Raw genomic sequence first — 18,387 nt, 5'->3', positions numbered from 1 at the left:
ATGTGATGCTATCTTATCATATTTTGCTAGGTAAAATCATTTTCATACGTTTTTAAAAGGGAGGTGGGTTGTGATTTGAAACGAAAAAAAGAACTCCCTATGACGGAAGCTCCCTGTCCATTTCTTTTTCCATAAATGCTTTCGGTACGAAAAATTCGATATGTTCCTGTAAATTAATAAATTCACCTGGAAGCAGTCCGCCGAATTCTCCATCAATATTTAACTGCATCTTTTCATCTGTGGTTACTTTTATTTTTTTGGCTTTTGCATAAATTACATTTTTATCTTCCAAATGTGCACCACGTAATGCTAAAGAAGCAATGCGAATAAATTCCGCGAGGTTTGTTTTACGTAAAATTAACAAGTCAAAATAGCCATCATGCATATTCGCTTCTGGTGCAAGCTTCTCAAATCCCCCAACTGAATTCGTGTTGGAGACTAAGAACAGCATAATATCCTCATCGATGATGTTATCATCATATTCTATTTTGGCGCGGATCGGCTTTAACGAAGGAAGCATCTCCATTCCCTTCATATAATAAGCCAACTGTCCAAGCATTGTCTTAAGCTTACTTGGTACCTCATAGGTCAATTCTGTCAGCTTACCGCCACCTGCGATATTCATAAAATAGTGATCGTTTACTCTTCCTATATCTAAAAACATGGATTGATCTTCTAAAATTACATCAACCGCTTTTTTTATGTCACGAGGGATACTTAATGCTCTGGCAAAGTCGTTTGTTGTGCCGACTGGTATAATACCCAATTTTGGCCTATTCTCCTGCTCTGCCAAGCCATTTATGACTTCATTAATCGTACCATCTCCACCAGCTGCAACAACTAAATCAAAGCCTCTCTCTACAGCTATTCTTGCTGCATGGATGGCATCACCTTCACAAGTAGTTGCGTGTGCAGATGTTTCATATCCTGCGACTTCAAAACGCTCTAAAACGGTCGCCAGTTCTTTTTTAAAAGCTTCCCGTCCAGATGTCGGGTTATAAATGATTCGGGCCTTCTTCATTGTTTTCCCTCCCCATTCCTTCAATTTTGCAAGGGCAAATGATATGTTTGTTTGTCCATTGCTTATCATAGCCCTTTTCATTGAATTTGAAAAGGGGTAAGGACTAAAAGAACAGTCTGTTGCCTAAAACAGAACAACAGACCGCCACATTTCTCTTACTTCTTATCAAGCTCTTCCACAAGAATCTTATTCACCATTGGAGGGTTTGCCTGTCCTTTGGTTGCTTTCATTACTTGTCCTACTAAGTACTTTTGTGCTTTATCTTTTCCATTTTTATAATCAATTATGGATTGTTCATTTTCAGCAAGAACTTGAGCAATAATTTCTCTTAGCTGACCTTCATCGGAAATCTGTACAAGACCTTTGTCCTTCACGATCTGCTCTGGATCTCCGCCATTTTCTACTAACTCTGCAAATACCTTTTTGGCAATTTTAGATGATATAGTACCATCCTCTATTAGCTTAATCATTTTTGCAAGAGCTGGTGGAGTTATAGCAAGGTCATGCAGTTCTTTATAATGCTTGTTCATATAAGCAGATACTTCGCCCATTAACCAGTTCGATACTTGCTTCATATCCGCACCATCTTGTAATGCAGCTTCAAAGAAGTCAGCCATTTCCTTCGAGCTTGTTAGAACTGCTGCGTCATATGCAGGTAACCCCAGCTCTTCAATATAGCGCTTTTTGCGAGCATCAGGAAGCTCAGGGATTTCCTTACGAATACGTTCCTTCCAAGCATCATCAATATATAATGGAACCAGATCCGGTTCAGGGAAGTAACGGTAATCGTCTGACCCTTCCTTAATACGCATAAGTATAGTTTCTTTTGTCTTTTCATCATAACGGCGGGTTTCCTGTAAAATCTCCCCACCAGTCAAAAGAACTTTCTCTTGGCGCTTTTCTTCAAATTCAAGGCCTTTTTGTACAAAGCTAAAGCTGTTCAAGTTCTTCAATTCTGCTTTTGTACCAAACTCTTCCTGTCCAACTGGGCGTAAAGAGATATTGGCATCACAACGAAGGGAGCCTTCTTCCATCTTTACATCGGACACGCCTGTATATTGGATAATATTTTTCAATTTTTCAAGATAAGCATAGGCCTCTTCCGGTGAACGCATATCCGGCTCGGAAACAATTTCAATGAGTGGAGTTCCCTGACGGTTAAAATCCACTAATGAGTAACCATCATTTCCATGGGTCAGCTTCCCTGCATCTTCCTCTAAGTGAAGACGAGTAATTCCGATTCGCTTCTTTTCCCCATTTACTTCGATTTCAATCCAGCCATTCTCACCAATTGGTTTATCAAACTGAGAAATTTGATATGCCTTTGGATTGTCCGGATAAAAATAGTTCTTACGGTCAAATTTAGTATCTGTTGCTATTTCACAATTTAATGCCATAGCAGCCTTCATTGCAAAATTAACCGCTTCTTCATTTAGCACCGGTAACGTCCCGGGATATCCTAAATCGATTGGGTTTACATTCGTGTTTGCGTCCGTTCCAAACGCGTTCACACTAGGACTGAAAATTTTTGAGTTTGTTTTTAATTCCACGTGCACTTCTAATCCGATAATTGTTTCGAAATTCATTAGTTGGCACCTCCTAGTTGAGGTCGTTTTTTATGGTGGTCTGTTGCCTGTTCATAGGCGTGTGCTGCACGATAAACCGTACTCTCATCAAAATGCTTTCCGATAATTTGCAATCCGAATGGTAAGCCTTCTTCAGAGAAACCACATGGTAAAGAAATTCCTGGTACGCCTGCAAGGTTAACCGGAATAGTAAGGATGTCATTCGCATACATGGTTAGCGGATCATCTATTTTCTCTCCTACCTTAAATGCCGGAGTTGGTGTTGTTGGTCCGATAACTACATCATAGTCTTCGAAAATCTTATCAAAGTCATTTTTGATTAATGTACGAACTTTTTGTGCTTTTTTATAGTAAGCATCATAGTAGCCCGAGCTTAATGCAAAGGTTCCAAGCATAATACGACGCTTCACTTCTTCACCAAAGCCTTCACTACGGGATTTTTTGAACATATCGATCATATTATCTGCATTTTCGCTGCGCACACCGTATCTTACCCCATCAAAACGAGCAAGGTTTGCTGATGCCTCAGATGATGAAAGCAGATAGTAGGTTGCTACCGCATATTTAGAATGTGGTAAGGAAACCTCTTCCCATGTGGCACCAAGTGATTCATATACTTTCAATGCTTGAAGTACAGATTCCTTTACCTCAGGCGCAACACCTTCAGCAAGATATTCCTTTGGTACTGCGATCTTTAATCCTTTGACATCTCCTGTTAGTGCTTCCGTATACTTTGGTACTTCTACATTGGCACTAGTAGAATCCATCGGGTCGATTCCAGCGATTACTTCTAGCACGCGAGCATTATCTTCCACATTACGGGTAATCGGTCCAATTTGATCCAAGGAGGATGCAAATGCTACAAGACCAAAACGAGATACACGGCCATATGTCGGCTTCAAGCCAACCACACCACAGAATGCTGCAGGCTGACGAATCGATCCACCTGTATCAGAGCCTAGGGAGAATAACACTTCTCCTGCCGCTACAGAAGCTGCAGAGCCACCACTGGAGCCCCCTGGAACATAATCGGTATTCCATGGATTACGTGTTGGTGTATAGCTTGAATTTTCATTAGATGAACCCATAGCAAACTCATCCATGTTTAATTTCCCAATTGTAACTGCTTGTTGGCTTGCCAGCTTATCAACAACCGTTGCATTATATAATGGATCATCAAAGTTATCCAAGAATTGGCTGGCACAGGTTGTGCGCAACGCTTTCGTTACAATATTATCCTTAATCCCTGCTGGCATACCGAAAAGACTTGCAGTTTGATCAGCTGCAGCATCTAATTTCTTTGCTTCTTCTCTAGCACTTTCTTCATTTAATGTTAAGAAAGCATGAACCTGTCCGTCCACTTCTTTAATACGTTTATAAGAAGTGTCTACGAGGTCCTGGACCGTAACTTCTTTATTATGTATTTTTTCTTCCAATTCTTTTATCGTGTAATCAAATAATGACATCTATTTTCCCTCCCTATTCCAAAATGGATGGCACACGGTAATGTCCATCTTTTTTATCAGGAGCATTTTTCAGTGCTTCCTCTTGTGTAATCCATTCCTTCGGCTCATCCTTGCGTAATACGTTCTTTAAATCTAATACATGTGTAGTTGGTTCTACACCTTCTGTATCCAATTCATTTAATTGCTCCGCAAAGGAAATTATGGAATTCAACTGTCCCTGAAACATTTCTGCTTCTTCTTCTGTAATTGCAAGTCTTGCCAAATTCGCAACATGTTTAACCTGTTCTTTGGTGATATCAGCCATTTATTACCCTCCAGTCTTTATCTATCTTTGGTTTATTTTAGTTATTATTGTCTAATTATACTATTATAACACTATAGATGATAGCAGAATTGACTGCTATTAAGCAAATAAGACAGAGATGAAAGATCACTCCAACAAAAGCGCAAGCGCCTTGCAAGTAAGGAAGACAGGCTAAAACCGCCCCGTCCTGGGACTGCGATTACTCGTCCCATCGAAGACCGTTTGGGGCAACGCCTGTCTGACCTACCTCCTGCAGGCCCCCGACAAGCTTAAGCAAGAAATCCTAATGGCGGTCTTTGCCATGTAGAGTTATTGCTTAAGACCTCGAGGGGGTAGGCGCTGGAGCTGGACGCAACCGTTCATGCAAAAGAACTTAATGGAGTCAAAAATTTTATTCTTTAACTTCTAAAAAAATGGCCCACTTCCTAAAGAAGCAGACCATTTCTTATGCTTATTCTTTTAATTTCGTCAACGTTTCGGTAAACTCTGCTTCTATTTCCGGTGCTGGCTTACCAAACATACTGATGAGGATAGTAACAAGAAGATTCAACAAGAACCCTGGAACGATTTCATATAAATCAAAAATTCCACCTGATAGGAATTCGCCCCATATAATAACGGTGACCGCACCAACAACAATCCCTGCCAGCGCTCCATTTCGAGTAATTCCTCTCCAAAATAAGGATAAGAGAATGATTGGCCCAAAAGCTGCACCAAAGCCTGCCCACGCGTAACTGACGAGCTCAAGCACAGAGCTTTCTGGGTTCATTGCAATAATTGCGGCAATCAATGCAATACCTAACGTAGCGATTCGTCCAACCCATACTAATTCTTTTCCAGAAGCCTTCTTGCGGAAAATAGCCTTATAGAAATCCTCTGCAACTGCAGATGACGATACTAGTAATTGAGAATCAATCGTACTCATAATGGCAGATAAAATAGCTGCAAGCAATATTCCTGCAATTACCGGATGAAATAGAATTTGCGAAAAAGCGATAAAGATTTTCTCCGGATCTGCCAGCATTTGCAGGCCACCCTCGTTTACTACATCAATTCCAAACTTTCCAAGAATGGGCACTTCCTGGGTACTAATAAAGGCAAGCCCAATAAAGCCTGTAAAGATAGCCCCGTATAGCCCTAAAATCATCCAAGCAGTACCAATGAATTTTGCTTTTGGCACATCTTTAGCCGATCTTAATGCCATAAAACGCACAATAATATGTGGTTGGCCAAAATAGCCCAGTCCCCACGCCAAGGAGGAAATAATCGCCATGATTCCTACTCCTTTGACCATATTCAAATGACTTGGTTCTATTTCACCAACAGCCTGTACTGCCGCTGACCAGCCTCCCATTTCATTTAAGGCTACAATTGGTACAGCAATCAATGCTAAGAACATTAGTATTCCTTGAATAAAATCGGTCCAGGCTACTGCCAAAAATCCTCCTAACAATGTATAGGAAACTACCACGATGGTTCCAATCCAAAGCGCAGATTGATAGGATAATCCAAACGAAGCTTCAAACAGTTTTGCTCCGGCAACCATTCCCGATGAAGTATAAAAAGTGAAGAACAGTAAAATTACTAAAGCAGAAATGACACGTAGAATATGCGATTTGTCTTTAAAGCGGTTCTCCAGAAAATCTGGAATGGTAATTGCATTATTTGATACTTCAGTATAAATGCGTAATCGTTTGGCGACGAACTGCCAATTTAAATATGCACCTGTAGCAAGTCCGATTGCCATCCAGGCTTCCGACATTCCTGAAGCATAAATAGCACCTGGCAGACCAAGCAATAACCACCCGCTCATGTCCGATGCGCCTGCACTCAGTGCCGCTACCCCAGGGCCCAGGTTCCGTCCACCAAGCACGTAGTCAGATAAATTATTTGTCATGCGGTACATGATGACACCAATGACAAGCATTCCAATTAAATAAACAATAAAAGTAATCAAGGTTGTGAGACCCACGCTTTATTTTCTCCTCTCCGTAAATAGTGTAATGATAGATAATAAAAGTACGATTGGCATTGGTACAAATAGCCAAAACCATGTTGCTCCTCTAATTGCGTATTCCAATTTGCTTCTCCTTTCGCTGTTTTTCTCTGTTTATCTGCTTAATAGCACAAAGACTATGGTTTCACATCCAGAAAAATATTTCAACCGAAGTAAGAACAGAGACGCAAATTTTCAAGGGTATTATAGTGGAAGCAACTTGGCTGAGATTCGAAATAAACGGTTTAACTATCATATAACGTCTTAAGAGAAAAATGGATAATCATACGTATAAAATTGTAGCGTATAATCTCATTACCTCGTAAATCCTCTGAATTTATGAGCCTAAAAAATTTTTATATTTTTTCCTGAAAAACAAAAAAATCCTGAAATAGGTTCCACGCTATTTCAGGCAAGTATATATCATATAATAATAGGGTAAAAACAAATGTTAACTACTTATTAAATCATCTTAAAAATATACTGTAGGTTGTTTGATTGAGAAAATGCTAGGCTCTCTATCCATGGATAAATCTACTGGATCATTTTGCTGTGCAAAAGCAAAGCCTGATACTAGAAGTGCCCCTAAAGACAATCCTGCTATAAACTTTTTCATTTCATTTCCCCCCCTTATCAAAATAAACTCTAAATATTTGCAATTTGCTCATAGGCAAAATTAGCCACTTTATAATATTTTGTTGCGTCTTTGTATTTGTATTGCTTTTCAAAATGTCTTGCTAATAATTCTGCATAAATAATTACATTAGCAAAGTCCTTGTGTTTCTCCAAGAACGGGATAAAATCTTTAATAACCAATTCCTCGAATTTTTCATATTCTTCTTTCATTAAATAGCTATAAGTATTTAAAACATAATCAAATATTTTATATTGCTGAATATTCTTCAATTGATTTAATAATTCAAAACCATACTTTATAGCTTCTTTCGTTTCTTCAAAGTTATATACATTATAATATTCTCTAACTAAAGAAGATACAGAAGCTAATCTCTCAACTAAATGGACCTCTTCATCGTTAATTACTTCCTTAAAATGCTTAATTGCTTCTTTAGCTTCCCCTTTGGAAGAGTATAGGTGACCAAGATTTTGATTAGTCAATTGTATTAATTGTTTGTTATTATTCAATTTCCCTAAGTGCAACGCCAAGTTAAAGTTCTTAATAGCTTTATCATACATTCTAATTCTTCTATATGAAATACCAAGCACATTATGACATTGAGCACATCTCAAAAAGTTGTAATTTTTCATAAAGACATTTAAAGCTTTATTAGTATAATCTATAGCTTCTAAAGTATTTCTAAGTTTACTATGGGTAATTGCCATAACATATTGTAAATCAGCTACTTCATTCTCATCTATCTTAAGACGAGCAGATTTTTCCTCAGCAAGTCTATAAAGATACATTGCTTGATTATATTCTGCGTTAGCTGAATTATAATTCCCTCTAAACTTATACCAATAATATAGATGTAAATTATCAAAGGTACCTGATATCTCATTTAGCTCATTGATTTTATTTAATGCTTTATCAAATTCACCTAAAATTAGGTAGTATCTAATTTTATGAATCTCAAATAACAGTAAGCTTTCAGTCAAGTTTGAATCCATTAAACTCTGAATTTCTTTAAACTTTGAAGTAATCTCTTCTTTATCGTTTACTTCAAACAACATCCCATACCATTCTTTGCATTTCTCTTGAATGGTAGATTCAAGTGAATTATCGATTTGGATTCCGAGGCGGGTGCAAAGAGCTTGAATGATCTCTGGACTTGCTTCTGTTTTGAGATTTTCAATTTTTGATAAATAGGATAGGGACACAATTCCATGTGCTAATTCCCCTTGTGTCATCTCTTGTTTTGTACGTTGCAGCTTAATATAAGATCCTAACTCTATCAATATACCCACCTTCTTTCCAATTTGAAGGAAATGTTTTCTTATAGTAATAGTATATCATACTTTCAGATAATTCATATTGGGAAAATTAGTAGCATTTACCTGCTATAAACACCCAAAAAACTTTCCGACTTTCCTCGAACAGGAAAATCAGCCCCTACTTTTGATCTATTATCAAGAAAGGGCTGATTTTAATATTGTTACTTTAGTCTTATTTTTAAAATTAAAACATTTCCGATGTGGTCTTTCCTTGCATATGATGGATTAAATAATCTGGACCGCCTGCTTTGGAATCTGTTCCAGACATATTAAATCCGCCAAATGGCTGGTAGCCAACAATTGCTGCTGTGCATCCACGATTAAAGTATAGATTTCCTACGTGGAAGTCACGACGAGCTTGTTCTTGGTGTGCACGGTTATTTGTAATAACAGCGCCTGTTAAGCCATATTCCGTATTGTTAGCAATCTTAATTGCTTCTGTGAAATCCTTGGCTTTTGTTAATCCAACAACTGGACCAAATATCTCTTCCTGCATAATTCGAGCTTCGGGATCTAAATCTGCGAAAACTGTAGGATTTATGAACCATCCCTTACTATCATCGCCATCTCCACCAACAAGCAATTCTCCTTCTTTTTTCCCGATTTCTACATACTCCATAATTTTATCGTATGCACCTTGATCAATTACTGGTCCCATGAAATGTGAATTATCATGTGGATTACCTGCTGATAATTCTTTTGTTAATTCAGCAACACGAGCTTTTACCTGATCATAAACATCCTCGTGAATAACAGCTCGTGAACATGCGGAGCATTTTTGACCGGAAAATCCAAAGGCTGATTGCACGATAGACTGTGCAGCAAGCTCCAGATCAGCTTCATTATCTACTACAATTGTATCTTTTCCACCCATTTCAATGATTGTACGTTTCAACCATTTTTGGCCTTCATGTACTTTCGCAGCACGCTCGAATATCCGAGTTCCAACTTCACGAGATCCTGTAAAGCTTACAAAACGGGTGCGCGGATGATCAACGAGATAATCCCCAACTTCTCCACCAGGACCTGGTATATAGTTAATAACTCCTGCCGGCAGTCCAGCCTCTTCCAGCACCTCCATTAATTTATATGCGATAACTGGTGTAGCACTGGCTGGTTTCAGCAATACGGTATTACCTGTTACCATTGCTGCAACAGTTGTTCCTGCCATGATCGCAAATAAGAAGTTCCACGGAGATATGACTACACCGACACCAAGCGGTATGTAATGATATTGATTATATTCAATCGGACGGCTTTCCACTTTTACTCCATCCTTTAATGCAAGCATCTGGCGGCCATAATACTCCAAAAAGTCGATAGCTTCGGCTGTATCTGCATCCGCTTCCTTCCACGGCTTTCCGCCTTCTTTTACAAGATGTGCACTGAATTCATGTTTTCTACGGCGGATAATGGCTGCAGCTCTGAATAAGATATCTGCACGAAATTTCGGATCGGAAGTTCTCCATGTTTCAAAAATGCTGTCAGCAACCTGCATGGCTTTTTCAGCTAAATCTTTATTTGCCTTGGATACATACCCAATTACTTCTTCTTTGTTTGCAGGATTCACAGATACGATTTTTTCTTCTGTCGTTATCCGCTCGCCGCCAATAATTAGTGGATACTCTTTACCTAGATCTGCTTCCACTTTTTTCAAAGCATTCAGCATTTCTTGCCTGTTTTCCTCTAAAGTAAAGTCTGTAAAAGGTTCATGTTTGTAAGGTACTACCATAAAAAAACCCCTCTCCTATTCCTTTTTACCCCGTATGATTACGCTTTCATTAGAAAGCAAAAAAAAGGACGGGACATTCCCATCCTTCATTTTAACTGAAATATTCTTAAAGTTCAATGTATGCATTAGATTAATGGAAAAAATGTATGGTAGGCTTATCCGAGCCAGCTTTTCGGTAAATGACACTTTCCATTCTGTCACTTGAAGTAACCTTTACCTCTAAATCATAGTAATCCGAAAACATTTCTTTAACTAGCCCGTAAGCAAATTGAGTAAAACCAATTACTTCCCCTTTTCCATAAAACTCAATTGGAATTTCAAGCGTTAGCTTTTGCAATTCCTCATTAATATAGAAGCCTTTACCAATAACACCTACATAATTAGGGAAGTAACTAGCAATTTCGTTCCCAAAGCTAGTCACAATTTCGTGATCATCAAAATACTTTTTCTTACCCTCATCAGAAGGGAAGAGAATATTTTCTTCCTTAATGGACTCCCAATCCCCAATCTTTTCTTTTCCAGCATCCACTACTGTCTTAGCTACAAAATTTCCTGGTACAGGAGAGGATTGGTCTTCTTCTCTATAGATGGCGATCATAATTGGGATATTTTTTGCACCCTCCATACCACGGATTCTCTCTAAAATAGTTTGTGCTACTTCATTACCTTTTTCCAGCATTTCCTTCTTAGGTATATCTCTGTAATAATAAGCTCCTCCTGTTTCGGTTTGATACCGATAAACAGATTTCATAGCAATACCTATCGACATCCCAGCAACTTCCACTGATTTATCTTCTTTCTTTTTCAGGAAGTTTTGTTCAAGTACATGTGTCACATATTTAGGACTATTAATTTGCAATTCTTTTTTCTCTTTAGTTTTCATTTCATCGGTCATGTCTTTTATAGGCGGGTTTAGGCCACGACGTAGTTCTTCTTTTGTATTTGCGAGCCATTGATCAGAGACGGGTTGCTTGTCTTTTTTGCGTTTATCAATCGCTGCTTCTAAAGCTTCATCAAACTGTTTCTTAGTTAAATCCCTGCTAAGCCAATCATACAATAAATCTTTTTCTAAAAATTGTCCTTCTTGAAATAGATAGTCCTTCGGTGAGAACACTTCCTTGGAATGTCTCCTCAAACCTTCTTCCATTTCATCAATATCAAGGCGATTACCAACTTGGTTTGTAATAACACCTCGTGCTTGACTTGGTTCATATGGAAGGATCATTTTATAATTCTCATCAGAAAGCTGATAGCTTGGGACAATTGAGGTTTGCTCTTCTTGTTTATCTTCCTGCACGACCTCTTCCTCTGTATTATTCTGTGCACAGCTAGTTATAAGTAAAAGGCTGCTTAATAAAAGCAAGCTTATTTTTTTCATTTTATTAAAACTCCTTAATCCTCCATTGCTTCTTTCAGCTGTTGTTCATTCCAAATTGTTATTCCGAGTTTTTCGGCTTTATCATATTTGGATCCAGCATCTTCCCCAGCAATAAGAAAATCTGTTTTTTTACTGACACTGCCTGTTACAGTACCACCTTGTGCTTCAATTAACTCCTTGGCTTCTGAACGGGTGAATTGCTCCATTTTGCCTGTAAGTACAATGGTCTTTCCTGCAAAAATACCTTCTCCTGATTGTGTTGCTTGTTTCGGCCCTTTGTACTCCATATTCACACCAAGTGAACGAAGATCCTTCAATAAATCAATAACCTTTTGCTCTTCAAAATATTGCACAATGGAATCAGCCATTTTATCCCCAATCTCATCAATAGCAACGAGATCTTCAAAGGAAGCATTCTGAAGCTTTTCCATTGTACCAAATTCTGCTGCAAGTGTCTTGGCAGCCTTTGCGCCAATAAATCGAATCCCTAAGCCAAATAACAGTCTTTCCAGCGAATTACTTTTGGATGTCTCAATTGCGTTCAATAGGTTAGAAACGGATTTCTCACCCATTCGCTCCAATTGCAGTAAATCCTCTTCCTTTAATCGGTAAAGGTCTGCCATCGTATGGATTAGTTTTTCCTGGAAAAGCTGTATAATTACCTTTTCTCCCAAGCCATCAATATTCATGGCATTACGGGAAACGAAATGGATCAGCCCTTCTTTCAGCTGTGCCGGGCAATTAGGATTAATACAACGAAGTGCTACTTCTTCTTCCAACCGCACTAGCTCACTTCCACAAGCTGGGCAAGCCTCCGGCATATAAAATTCTTTTTCATCTCCAGTTCTTTTCTCTTCCACAATACGTACTACTTCCGGGATGATGTCGCCAGCCTTTTTAATTACTACCATATCCCCAATGCGAATATCCTTCGCTCGAATTAAATCTTCATTGTGCAAGGATGCGCGCTGAACAGTAGTACCGGCAACCTTTACCGGTTCCAGTAAAGCAGTCGGTGTAACTACACCAGTACGCCCTACACTTAATTCAATATCGACAAGCTTTGTCATCACTTCTTCGGCAGGAAATTTGTATGCAATAGCCCATCTTGGACTCTTTGCTGTATACCCAAGTTCCTCCTGCTGTTCCAGATTATCTACTTTAATAACGATTCCATCAATTTCATAATTTAAATTAGGTCGCTCATTTGTCCAATAGTCGACATATTCAAGCACTTCCTCTATGCTTTCACATCGACGCCACTCAGGATTTGTTTTAAAACCGAGCTCTTTCAATTTATCCAGCCGCTCACTATGTGTTTGAAGGGAACTTGTCGCCCATTCTCCGACTCCGTATAGGAAGATATCCAAATTCCGTTTTGCGGCAATTTTAGGATCAAGCTGTCTTAAAGATCCTGCCGCAGCATTACGAGGATTAGCAAATGGCTCCTCCTCATTTTCCTCTTTTGCCTTGTTCAAAGCGAGGAAGGACTTATGTGGCATAAATGCTTCCCCACGAACCTCAATCGTTTCTTTTTCTTTTATCGTAAGAGGGATACTCCGAATTGTACGCAGATTACTCGTTATATCTTCTCCGATCGTTCCGTCACCACGTGTTGCTCCTCTGACAAACTTTCCGTTCTCATATGTTAAAGATACAGCAAGTCCATCAATTTTTAATTCACAGACAAAGGTTACCGGCTCCTCCATGTGCTGTGTTGCGCGTCTTGCAAAGTCACGGAGATCCGTTTCGTTAAACGCATTGCCAAGGCTCAACATAGGAATACGGTGCTCTACCTTTTGAAAGCCTTCCAAAGGGTCTCCTCCCACACGTTGGGTTGGGGAGTCAGGTGTAACTAGCTGTGGATGCGCCTCCTCTAGCTTGATAAGCTCCTGAAGCTTCTGGTCGTATTCTGAATCTGGTACAGATGGTTTATCCAACACATGATATTCATAGCTATATTGATTTAATATTTCCCGTAGTGCTTCAATTTGTTTTTGCGCTTGTTGTTCCTCCATGTGCGAAGGGCCTCCTTATTCTTTCGTAATTGGAGCGAACTTTGCCAATACCCGTTTGATTCCTGTTGGGGCAGGAAATGCTATATCAAGCTCCATTCCTTCTCCTTCCCCTTGAACTTTAACGACAGTACCGACACCCCATTTTTTATGGTTTGCCTTGTCACCAGGTCCCCATGTTTTACTTTCTGCTCCTGTTGTTTGCTGCATTTTTTGAGCCTTTCTTTTCACTGGGGCAGGCTTTTCTTTTGGCTGACCGAAGATACTGCCACCAAACAAGGCAGCATTTGCCTCTTCCATTCCATCAATAAGTTCATCTGGTATTTCATTTATAAACCGACTAACAGGGTTCATATTCGTTCTACCAAATAATGTTCGCATTTTAGCATGAGTAAGATATAGTTGCTGTTCTGCTCTCGTTATTCCTACGTAAGCAAGTCTGCGCTCTTCTTCCATTTCCTCCTCTTCCATAAGGGAGCGGCTATGTGGAAAGACATTCTCCTCCATCCCGATCAGGAAAACAACTGGGAACTCCAAACCTTTAGCAGCATGCAATGTCATTAAGGTGATTTTCTCTTCATTTGTAGGATCTTCCTCGTCCACCTTATCAATATCAGCGACCAATGCCAGGTCAGTCAGGAAGGCAACGAGCGTCTTATCCTCTGCAGATGCTTCAAATTCCTTGGTAACAGTCATAAACTCTTCCAAGTTCTCCAGACGGCTTTGTGCTTCAATAGTCCGCTCACTCTTTAGCATCTCTTCATAGCCTGTCCGTTGCAGTACTGCCTCAACCATATCCGTTGCAGTTAAAAATTCCTGTTGCTGTGAAAGTGTCTTAATCAGGTTACCAAATTCCGCAAGTGCATTTGCTGCTTTTTTGGATACACCGGTAAAATCGACTTCTTTTACGGCTTCAAAAAAGGATATATCATGCAATGTCGCATGCTCTCTCAGCTTCTCTATAGATGTTTTACCTATTCCACGTTTTGGTACATTCACTACACGTTCAAAACTAATATCATCATCAGGGTTTGTAATTAATCGCAGGTATGCAGTTAAATCCTTAATCTCTTTTCGCTCATAGAACTTGTGCCCGCCTACCATTTGATACACAATATTGGATTTCATAAATGTTGCCTCAATCGCTCGTGACTGCGCATTTGTCCGATAAAGAATGGCAATATCACTTGGAGAAAATCCATCTCGGGTAAGTTCTTGGATTTTATTCGTTACGAAAAGAGCTTCCTCTTGTTCTGTCGCCCCTTGATAGTAGTGTATATTCTTTCCGTCCGGGTTCTCTGTCCATAGATTTTTCGGTTTCCGTCCTGGATTATTTGCAATGACTTTATTCGCTGCTTCCAGAATAGACTTGGTGGACCGATAATTTTGTTCCAAAAATACAGTTCTTGAACTTGGATAATCTTTTTCAAAAGTGAGGATATTCGTAATATCTGCTCCACGCCAACGATAGATGGACTGATCCGAATCCCCTACGACACATAGATTCTGATATCGATTAGCAAGCTGCTTAACCAATGAATACTGAGCGTGGTTTGTATCCTGATACTCATCTACATGGATATATTGAAATCTACGCTGATAATATTCCAGTACTTCCGGTACTCGGTTAAATAGATGTATTGTTTGCATGATTAGATCATCAAAATCTAAAGATTGATTTTTTGTAAGCATTTTTTGATAGCCTTCATACACTTGGGAAACCTGGCGCTCATAAAAATTCCCCACCTTATTGCTGAATTCCTCTGGGGTAATCAATTCATTTTTCGCTGCACTAATTTGCCCAAGCATAGCCCGCGGGTCAAACTTTTTAGGATCAATATCCAGGTTTTTTAGAACTTGTTTAATAACGGACAGTTGATCACTGCTGTCCAAGATGGTGAAATTTTGATTGTAACCGATTCGGTCAATATCTCTTCTGAGAATACGAACACACATGGAGTGAAATGTCGAAACCCACATATATTCACTTTCCGGACCTACCAGCTTTCTCACTCGTTCCTTCATTTCTCTAGCTGCTTTATTTGTGAAGGTAATTGCAAGGACGTTCCGTGCTGCTACATCCTTCTCACCTAGTAAATAAGCTATTCGATGTGTTAGCACACGTGTCTTACCACTACCTGCGCCTGCCATAATAAGAAGTGGTCCTTCTGTATGTTTTACTGCTTCCTGCTGTTCTTTATTCAATCCAGATAATAAGTCACCCATTGTCTGACTCATTATTACACCGCCCTTGCCTTTTAATTATCTTTTATTGCTTTTACCGTTTTTAATGCTTTCTTTATATCTGTATAAATAATATTCCCTACAATAATAACATCTGCATGTTCTTTCATTTCTCTTGCCTGGAATGTGTTTTCAATTCCACCACCATAGAAAAGCATTGTATCTTCCAGTTGTTCCTTTACCTTTCCAACAAGCTCCGGATCTCCGTACTTCCCACTGTATTCCATATAAAAAATAGGTAAATGGAAGACTTTTTCAGCCATATACGCATAAGCAATTACGTCTTTTTCATCTGGTAAATAGCTATTCGTATGACTAAATGCCTTTGCATCCTCGTTTAAGATACAATACCCTTCAAATAGCACTTCACTAAATTCCATCATATCAACAAATTCTTTTATTGCTTGATGTTGAATGTCCATCATCCACTTTTTCTCTGTTGAGTTTAATACCATCGGGATGTAATAATAATCAAAGCCAGGTGTAATTGCCTCCATATTGGAAACTTCCAAAATACAAGGAACGGTATAACGACGTACTCTTGATAATAGATCAAGTACGCCGTCCAATGTGATATCATCTGTACCACCTACGATCACTGCATCGGTACCAGACTCACAAATTGCTTCCAAATCCTCCTCAGAAATTTCTTTGGCTGGATCTAATTTAAATATATGTTTCCACTCTTTTATGTTATACAAAGTGATAATCCTCCAATTTATATTAAATTCTACCGTCTATTTATAAAATGTCAGTTCGCTCATTCGTTTATTATACCAAAAAAAGCAGTGGTAATTTAGGGATATGAGCAGGATTTTTTAGGTTGAAAAATTTTTAATGTGAGTTAGATGCTACAAAGGGAAAATTGTTCCCGGTAACAAACGCTTTGAAGCCTATTGAGGGTGAGGGTAGAAAGATTTCGGAAAAATTCTTTAGGGAAGGATCATTTACACAAAATGTAATGGTAAATCAGTTTCCTCTTCTATCCATTTCGATCTTGAGCGACAACTCTCCCACCTCTTTTTCAGAAGTGATGCTTTTTGGGGAAAGCGGAGGTTATTAGAGAAGTAAACGATAAAACTTTACTGTGTTTGCATATAGTTTATCATATACTTGTCCTAAATCCCGTCCCTTTAACTTAGCAATTTCCGCAATAGATGCATGTATCATTTCAGGGTGTGTCAATTGATGTTGAAAAGGTCCTTTGAAAGGCCACGGTCCATCCGTTTCTACCATCATTTGCTCCAATGGGTAAGTATGTACTAATTCCCTGATTTCTTGTTCATATAAGCAATCAGGAGTAATAGAGATATAATATCCATTTGAAACCATTCTTTCGACTGTTTTTGTATCTCCTTTAAACCAATGAAAATGCGCTGCCTGTGTACGATGCTTTTCCAAAAGGTCACATACAAGAGGGGCATCCTCATAAATAGCATGAAGAACGATCGGTTTATCTAAGTCTGCAGCTATTTTAACGAAATCTTCGAGTAGCTCTATGTATGGAGTGAGTGAAACTTCAGGATTCTTTTTTCGCGTATAATATGGGAGGCCAACTTCACCGATGGCAGTTATCTTCTTATGGTGTTTGTTTATATAATGGAACAATGCTTCTTTTTCCATATCAGTAGGTAGTTCCTGTTCAGGATGATAGCCAACTCCAGGCTTAATACGTCTATCTTGCTTCGCCAATTTGCATATTTTTTTAGCAGATTCATAGTTATTGGACACACAAATAAGTGCTTCTGTGCTGGTCTTATCTAATCCCTGCAGAAGACTGCTTCTTTCTTCGGCACTATATAAATCCAGATGTATATGTGCATCAATAATTGACTTCACACAAACTCCCTCCTTAAAATAATCTAAGCAACTTTAATAAAGGACTTTAGGAACTACCAAGTTTAGCATTCTTGCTTATAATAGTTTGGACATAAGTAGAAGAAAGCAGTAGGCAGGAGTCGCCCCCTTCCGCTTCAATCAATTTGTAGCAACTTAAAACTCTAGGACACAGACTAGTATTGCCTGATTTCTTTCAAGTTTATCTCCCGTAGGCTACAATCCACCAAACCTGTACTTAAAATGTAAAAGTGACTACATTTCAGCCTTAAATAATAATCTAATCTTTCTAAAAAGCAACTCTAAGCGGAGGAAAATACGAAGACTTCTGGGGGAGATGAGGCATAGGTGAGACCCCGGAATGCGGTAGCATGAGGAGGCTCATCAGCCGCCCCCGAAAAGCGCAGTATTTTCCGTAGCGGTATCAATATTGCAGCAAGCAAGTTCCTATTTGAATCACTAATAGTTACTCCTGAGTTTCTCTATTATGTGTAATAGTATAGCTGAGCTTCTTGTAAAAAAAGAGATGCGTTAGTTGAAACGGCATCTCTTCTTATTATTCCTCATCCATAATTCTGTCTAGTACCATCTTGTATCCATCACTACCATAGTTCATGCATCTTCTCACACGTGAAATAGTAGCTGTTGATGCATTTGTTTCCTGCTCAATGGCATTATATGTTCTGCCTTCACTTAACATTTTTGCTACTTGCAGCCGCTGAGACATTGCATGAATCTCGGACATTGTAGCCATATCATCAAAAAAACGATAGCATTCCTCTCGATCCTTTAATGAAAGAATAGCATCAAACATTTGATCTAATTGTTTACCACGCAATTTATCTATTTGCAAAACGAA

General features: G+C 38.9%; 14 protein-coding genes. All 14 read right to left on the bottom strand.

Annotation, left to right across the window (positions count from 1 at the left end; translation table 11 throughout):
• Window positions 1-97 precede the first annotated feature (97 nt).
• Entirely contained in the window at window positions 98-1,021 is a 924-nt protein-coding gene (locus BME96_RS02900; RefSeq protein ID WP_071648230.1) for a diacylglycerol kinase, read from the bottom strand.
• A gap of 155 nt (window positions 1,022-1,176) precedes the next feature.
• Entirely contained in the window at window positions 1,177-2,607 is a 1,431-nt protein-coding gene (gene gatB, locus BME96_RS02895) for an Asp-tRNA(Asn)/Glu-tRNA(Gln) amidotransferase subunit GatB (RefSeq protein WP_019376942.1), read from the bottom strand.
• On the bottom strand, window positions 2,607-4,073 hold the full coding sequence (gene gatA / locus BME96_RS02890; RefSeq protein WP_019376943.1) for an Asp-tRNA(Asn)/Glu-tRNA(Gln) amidotransferase subunit GatA: 1,467 nt from the start codon (window positions 4,071-4,073) through the stop codon (window positions 2,607-2,609). Before gatA ends, gatB begins: the two co-directional genes overlap by 1 nt.
• A 13-nt stretch (window positions 4,074-4,086) precedes the next feature.
• Window positions 4,087-4,377 (bottom strand): Asp-tRNA(Asn)/Glu-tRNA(Gln) amidotransferase subunit GatC, encoded by a 291-nt coding sequence (gene gatC / locus BME96_RS02885; protein WP_040954361.1) that lies wholly within the window; start codon window positions 4,375-4,377, stop codon window positions 4,087-4,089.
• A 451-nt stretch (window positions 4,378-4,828) separates the two neighbouring features.
• A complete protein-coding gene (gene putP / locus BME96_RS02880) occupies window positions 4,829-6,349 on the bottom strand; it encodes a sodium/proline symporter PutP (RefSeq protein WP_019378807.1) in 1,521 nt (506 codons plus the stop codon).
• Window positions 6,350-6,845: 496 nt separating this feature from the next.
• Window positions 6,846-6,989, bottom strand: a complete 144-nt coding sequence (locus tag BME96_RS19495) for a hypothetical protein (RefSeq protein WP_156035936.1) — start codon at window positions 6,987-6,989, stop codon at window positions 6,846-6,848.
• 29 nt (window positions 6,990-7,018) lie between these two features.
• Window positions 7,019-8,296: a helix-turn-helix domain-containing protein gene (locus BME96_RS02875; protein ID WP_331279799.1), complete on the bottom strand. Its 1,278-nt coding sequence runs from the start codon at window positions 8,294-8,296 to the stop codon at window positions 7,019-7,021.
• 211 nt (window positions 8,297-8,507) lie between these two features.
• On the bottom strand, window positions 8,508-10,055 hold the full coding sequence (gene pruA, locus BME96_RS02870) for an L-glutamate gamma-semialdehyde dehydrogenase (protein ID WP_019378804.1): 1,548 nt from the start codon (window positions 10,053-10,055) through the stop codon (window positions 8,508-8,510).
• Between the two features lie 130 nt (window positions 10,056-10,185).
• Window positions 10,186-11,433: a CamS family sex pheromone protein gene (locus tag BME96_RS02865; protein WP_071648228.1), complete on the bottom strand. Its 1,248-nt coding sequence runs from the start codon at window positions 11,431-11,433 to the stop codon at window positions 10,186-10,188.
• A gap of 14 nt (window positions 11,434-11,447) precedes the next feature.
• Complete coding sequence (gene ligA / locus BME96_RS02860) at window positions 11,448-13,451, bottom strand: NAD-dependent DNA ligase LigA (RefSeq protein ID WP_071648227.1); 2,004 nt, start codon at window positions 13,449-13,451, stop codon at window positions 11,448-11,450.
• Window positions 13,452-13,466: 15 nt separating this feature from the next.
• Window positions 13,467-15,686 carry a DNA helicase PcrA gene (gene pcrA / locus BME96_RS02855; protein WP_019378801.1) on the bottom strand — a complete coding sequence of 740 codons (2,220 nt, stop codon included), beginning with the start codon at window positions 15,684-15,686 and terminating at the stop codon, window positions 13,467-13,469.
• 20 nt (window positions 15,687-15,706) lie between these two features.
• Window positions 15,707-16,393 (bottom strand): heptaprenylglyceryl phosphate synthase, encoded by a 687-nt coding sequence (pcrB, locus tag BME96_RS02850; protein WP_071648226.1) that lies wholly within the window; start codon window positions 16,391-16,393, stop codon window positions 15,707-15,709.
• Window positions 16,394-16,751: 358 nt separating this feature from the next.
• On the bottom strand, window positions 16,752-17,531 hold the full coding sequence (locus BME96_RS02845; RefSeq protein ID WP_071648225.1) for a TatD family hydrolase: 780 nt from the start codon (window positions 17,529-17,531) through the stop codon (window positions 16,752-16,754).
• A gap of 553 nt (window positions 17,532-18,084) precedes the next feature.
• Window positions 18,085-18,381 carry a YerC/YecD family TrpR-related protein gene (locus tag BME96_RS02840; protein WP_019378798.1) on the bottom strand — a complete coding sequence of 99 codons (297 nt, stop codon included), beginning with the start codon at window positions 18,379-18,381 and terminating at the stop codon, window positions 18,085-18,087.
• Window positions 18,382-18,387 lie beyond the last annotated feature (6 nt).

The sequence above is a fragment of the Virgibacillus halodenitrificans genome, from assembly GCF_001878675.1.
Lineage (GTDB): Bacteria > Bacillota > Bacilli > Bacillales > Amphibacillaceae > Virgibacillus_Q > Virgibacillus_Q halodenitrificans.
The sequence above is the reverse complement of the archived record's forward strand: the minus strand, read 5'-3'. Positions and strand labels throughout refer to the sequence as shown.

What these genes read in the sequence shown, in the direction of transcription:
- BME96_RS02865 (WP_071648228.1), bottom strand. Translation starts at nt 11,433, where the DNA reads ATGAAAAAAATAAGCTTGCTTTTATTAAGCAGCCTTTTACTTATAACT.
- gatC (WP_040954361.1), bottom strand. Translation starts at nt 4,377, where the DNA reads ATGGCTGATATCACCAAAGAACAGGTTAAACATGTTGCGAATTTGGCA.
- pruA (WP_019378804.1), bottom strand. Translation starts at nt 10,055, where the DNA reads ATGGTAGTACCTTACAAACATGAACCTTTTACAGACTTTACTTTAGAG.
- BME96_RS19495 (WP_156035936.1), bottom strand. Translation starts at nt 6,989, where the DNA reads ATGAAAAAGTTTATAGCAGGATTGTCTTTAGGGGCACTTCTAGTATCA.
- gatB (WP_019376942.1), bottom strand. Translation starts at nt 2,607, where the DNA reads ATGAATTTCGAAACAATTATCGGATTAGAAGTGCACGTGGAATTAAAA.
- BME96_RS02900 (WP_071648230.1), bottom strand. Translation starts at nt 1,021, where the DNA reads ATGAAGAAGGCCCGAATCATTTATAACCCGACATCTGGACGGGAAGCT.
- ligA (WP_071648227.1), bottom strand. Translation starts at nt 13,451, where the DNA reads ATGGAGGAACAACAAGCGCAAAAACAAATTGAAGCACTACGGGAAATA.
- pcrA (WP_019378801.1), bottom strand. Translation starts at nt 15,686, where the DNA reads ATGAGTCAGACAATGGGTGACTTATTATCTGGATTGAATAAAGAACAG.
- gatA (WP_019376943.1), bottom strand. Translation starts at nt 4,073, where the DNA reads ATGTCATTATTTGATTACACGATAAAAGAATTGGAAGAAAAAATACAT.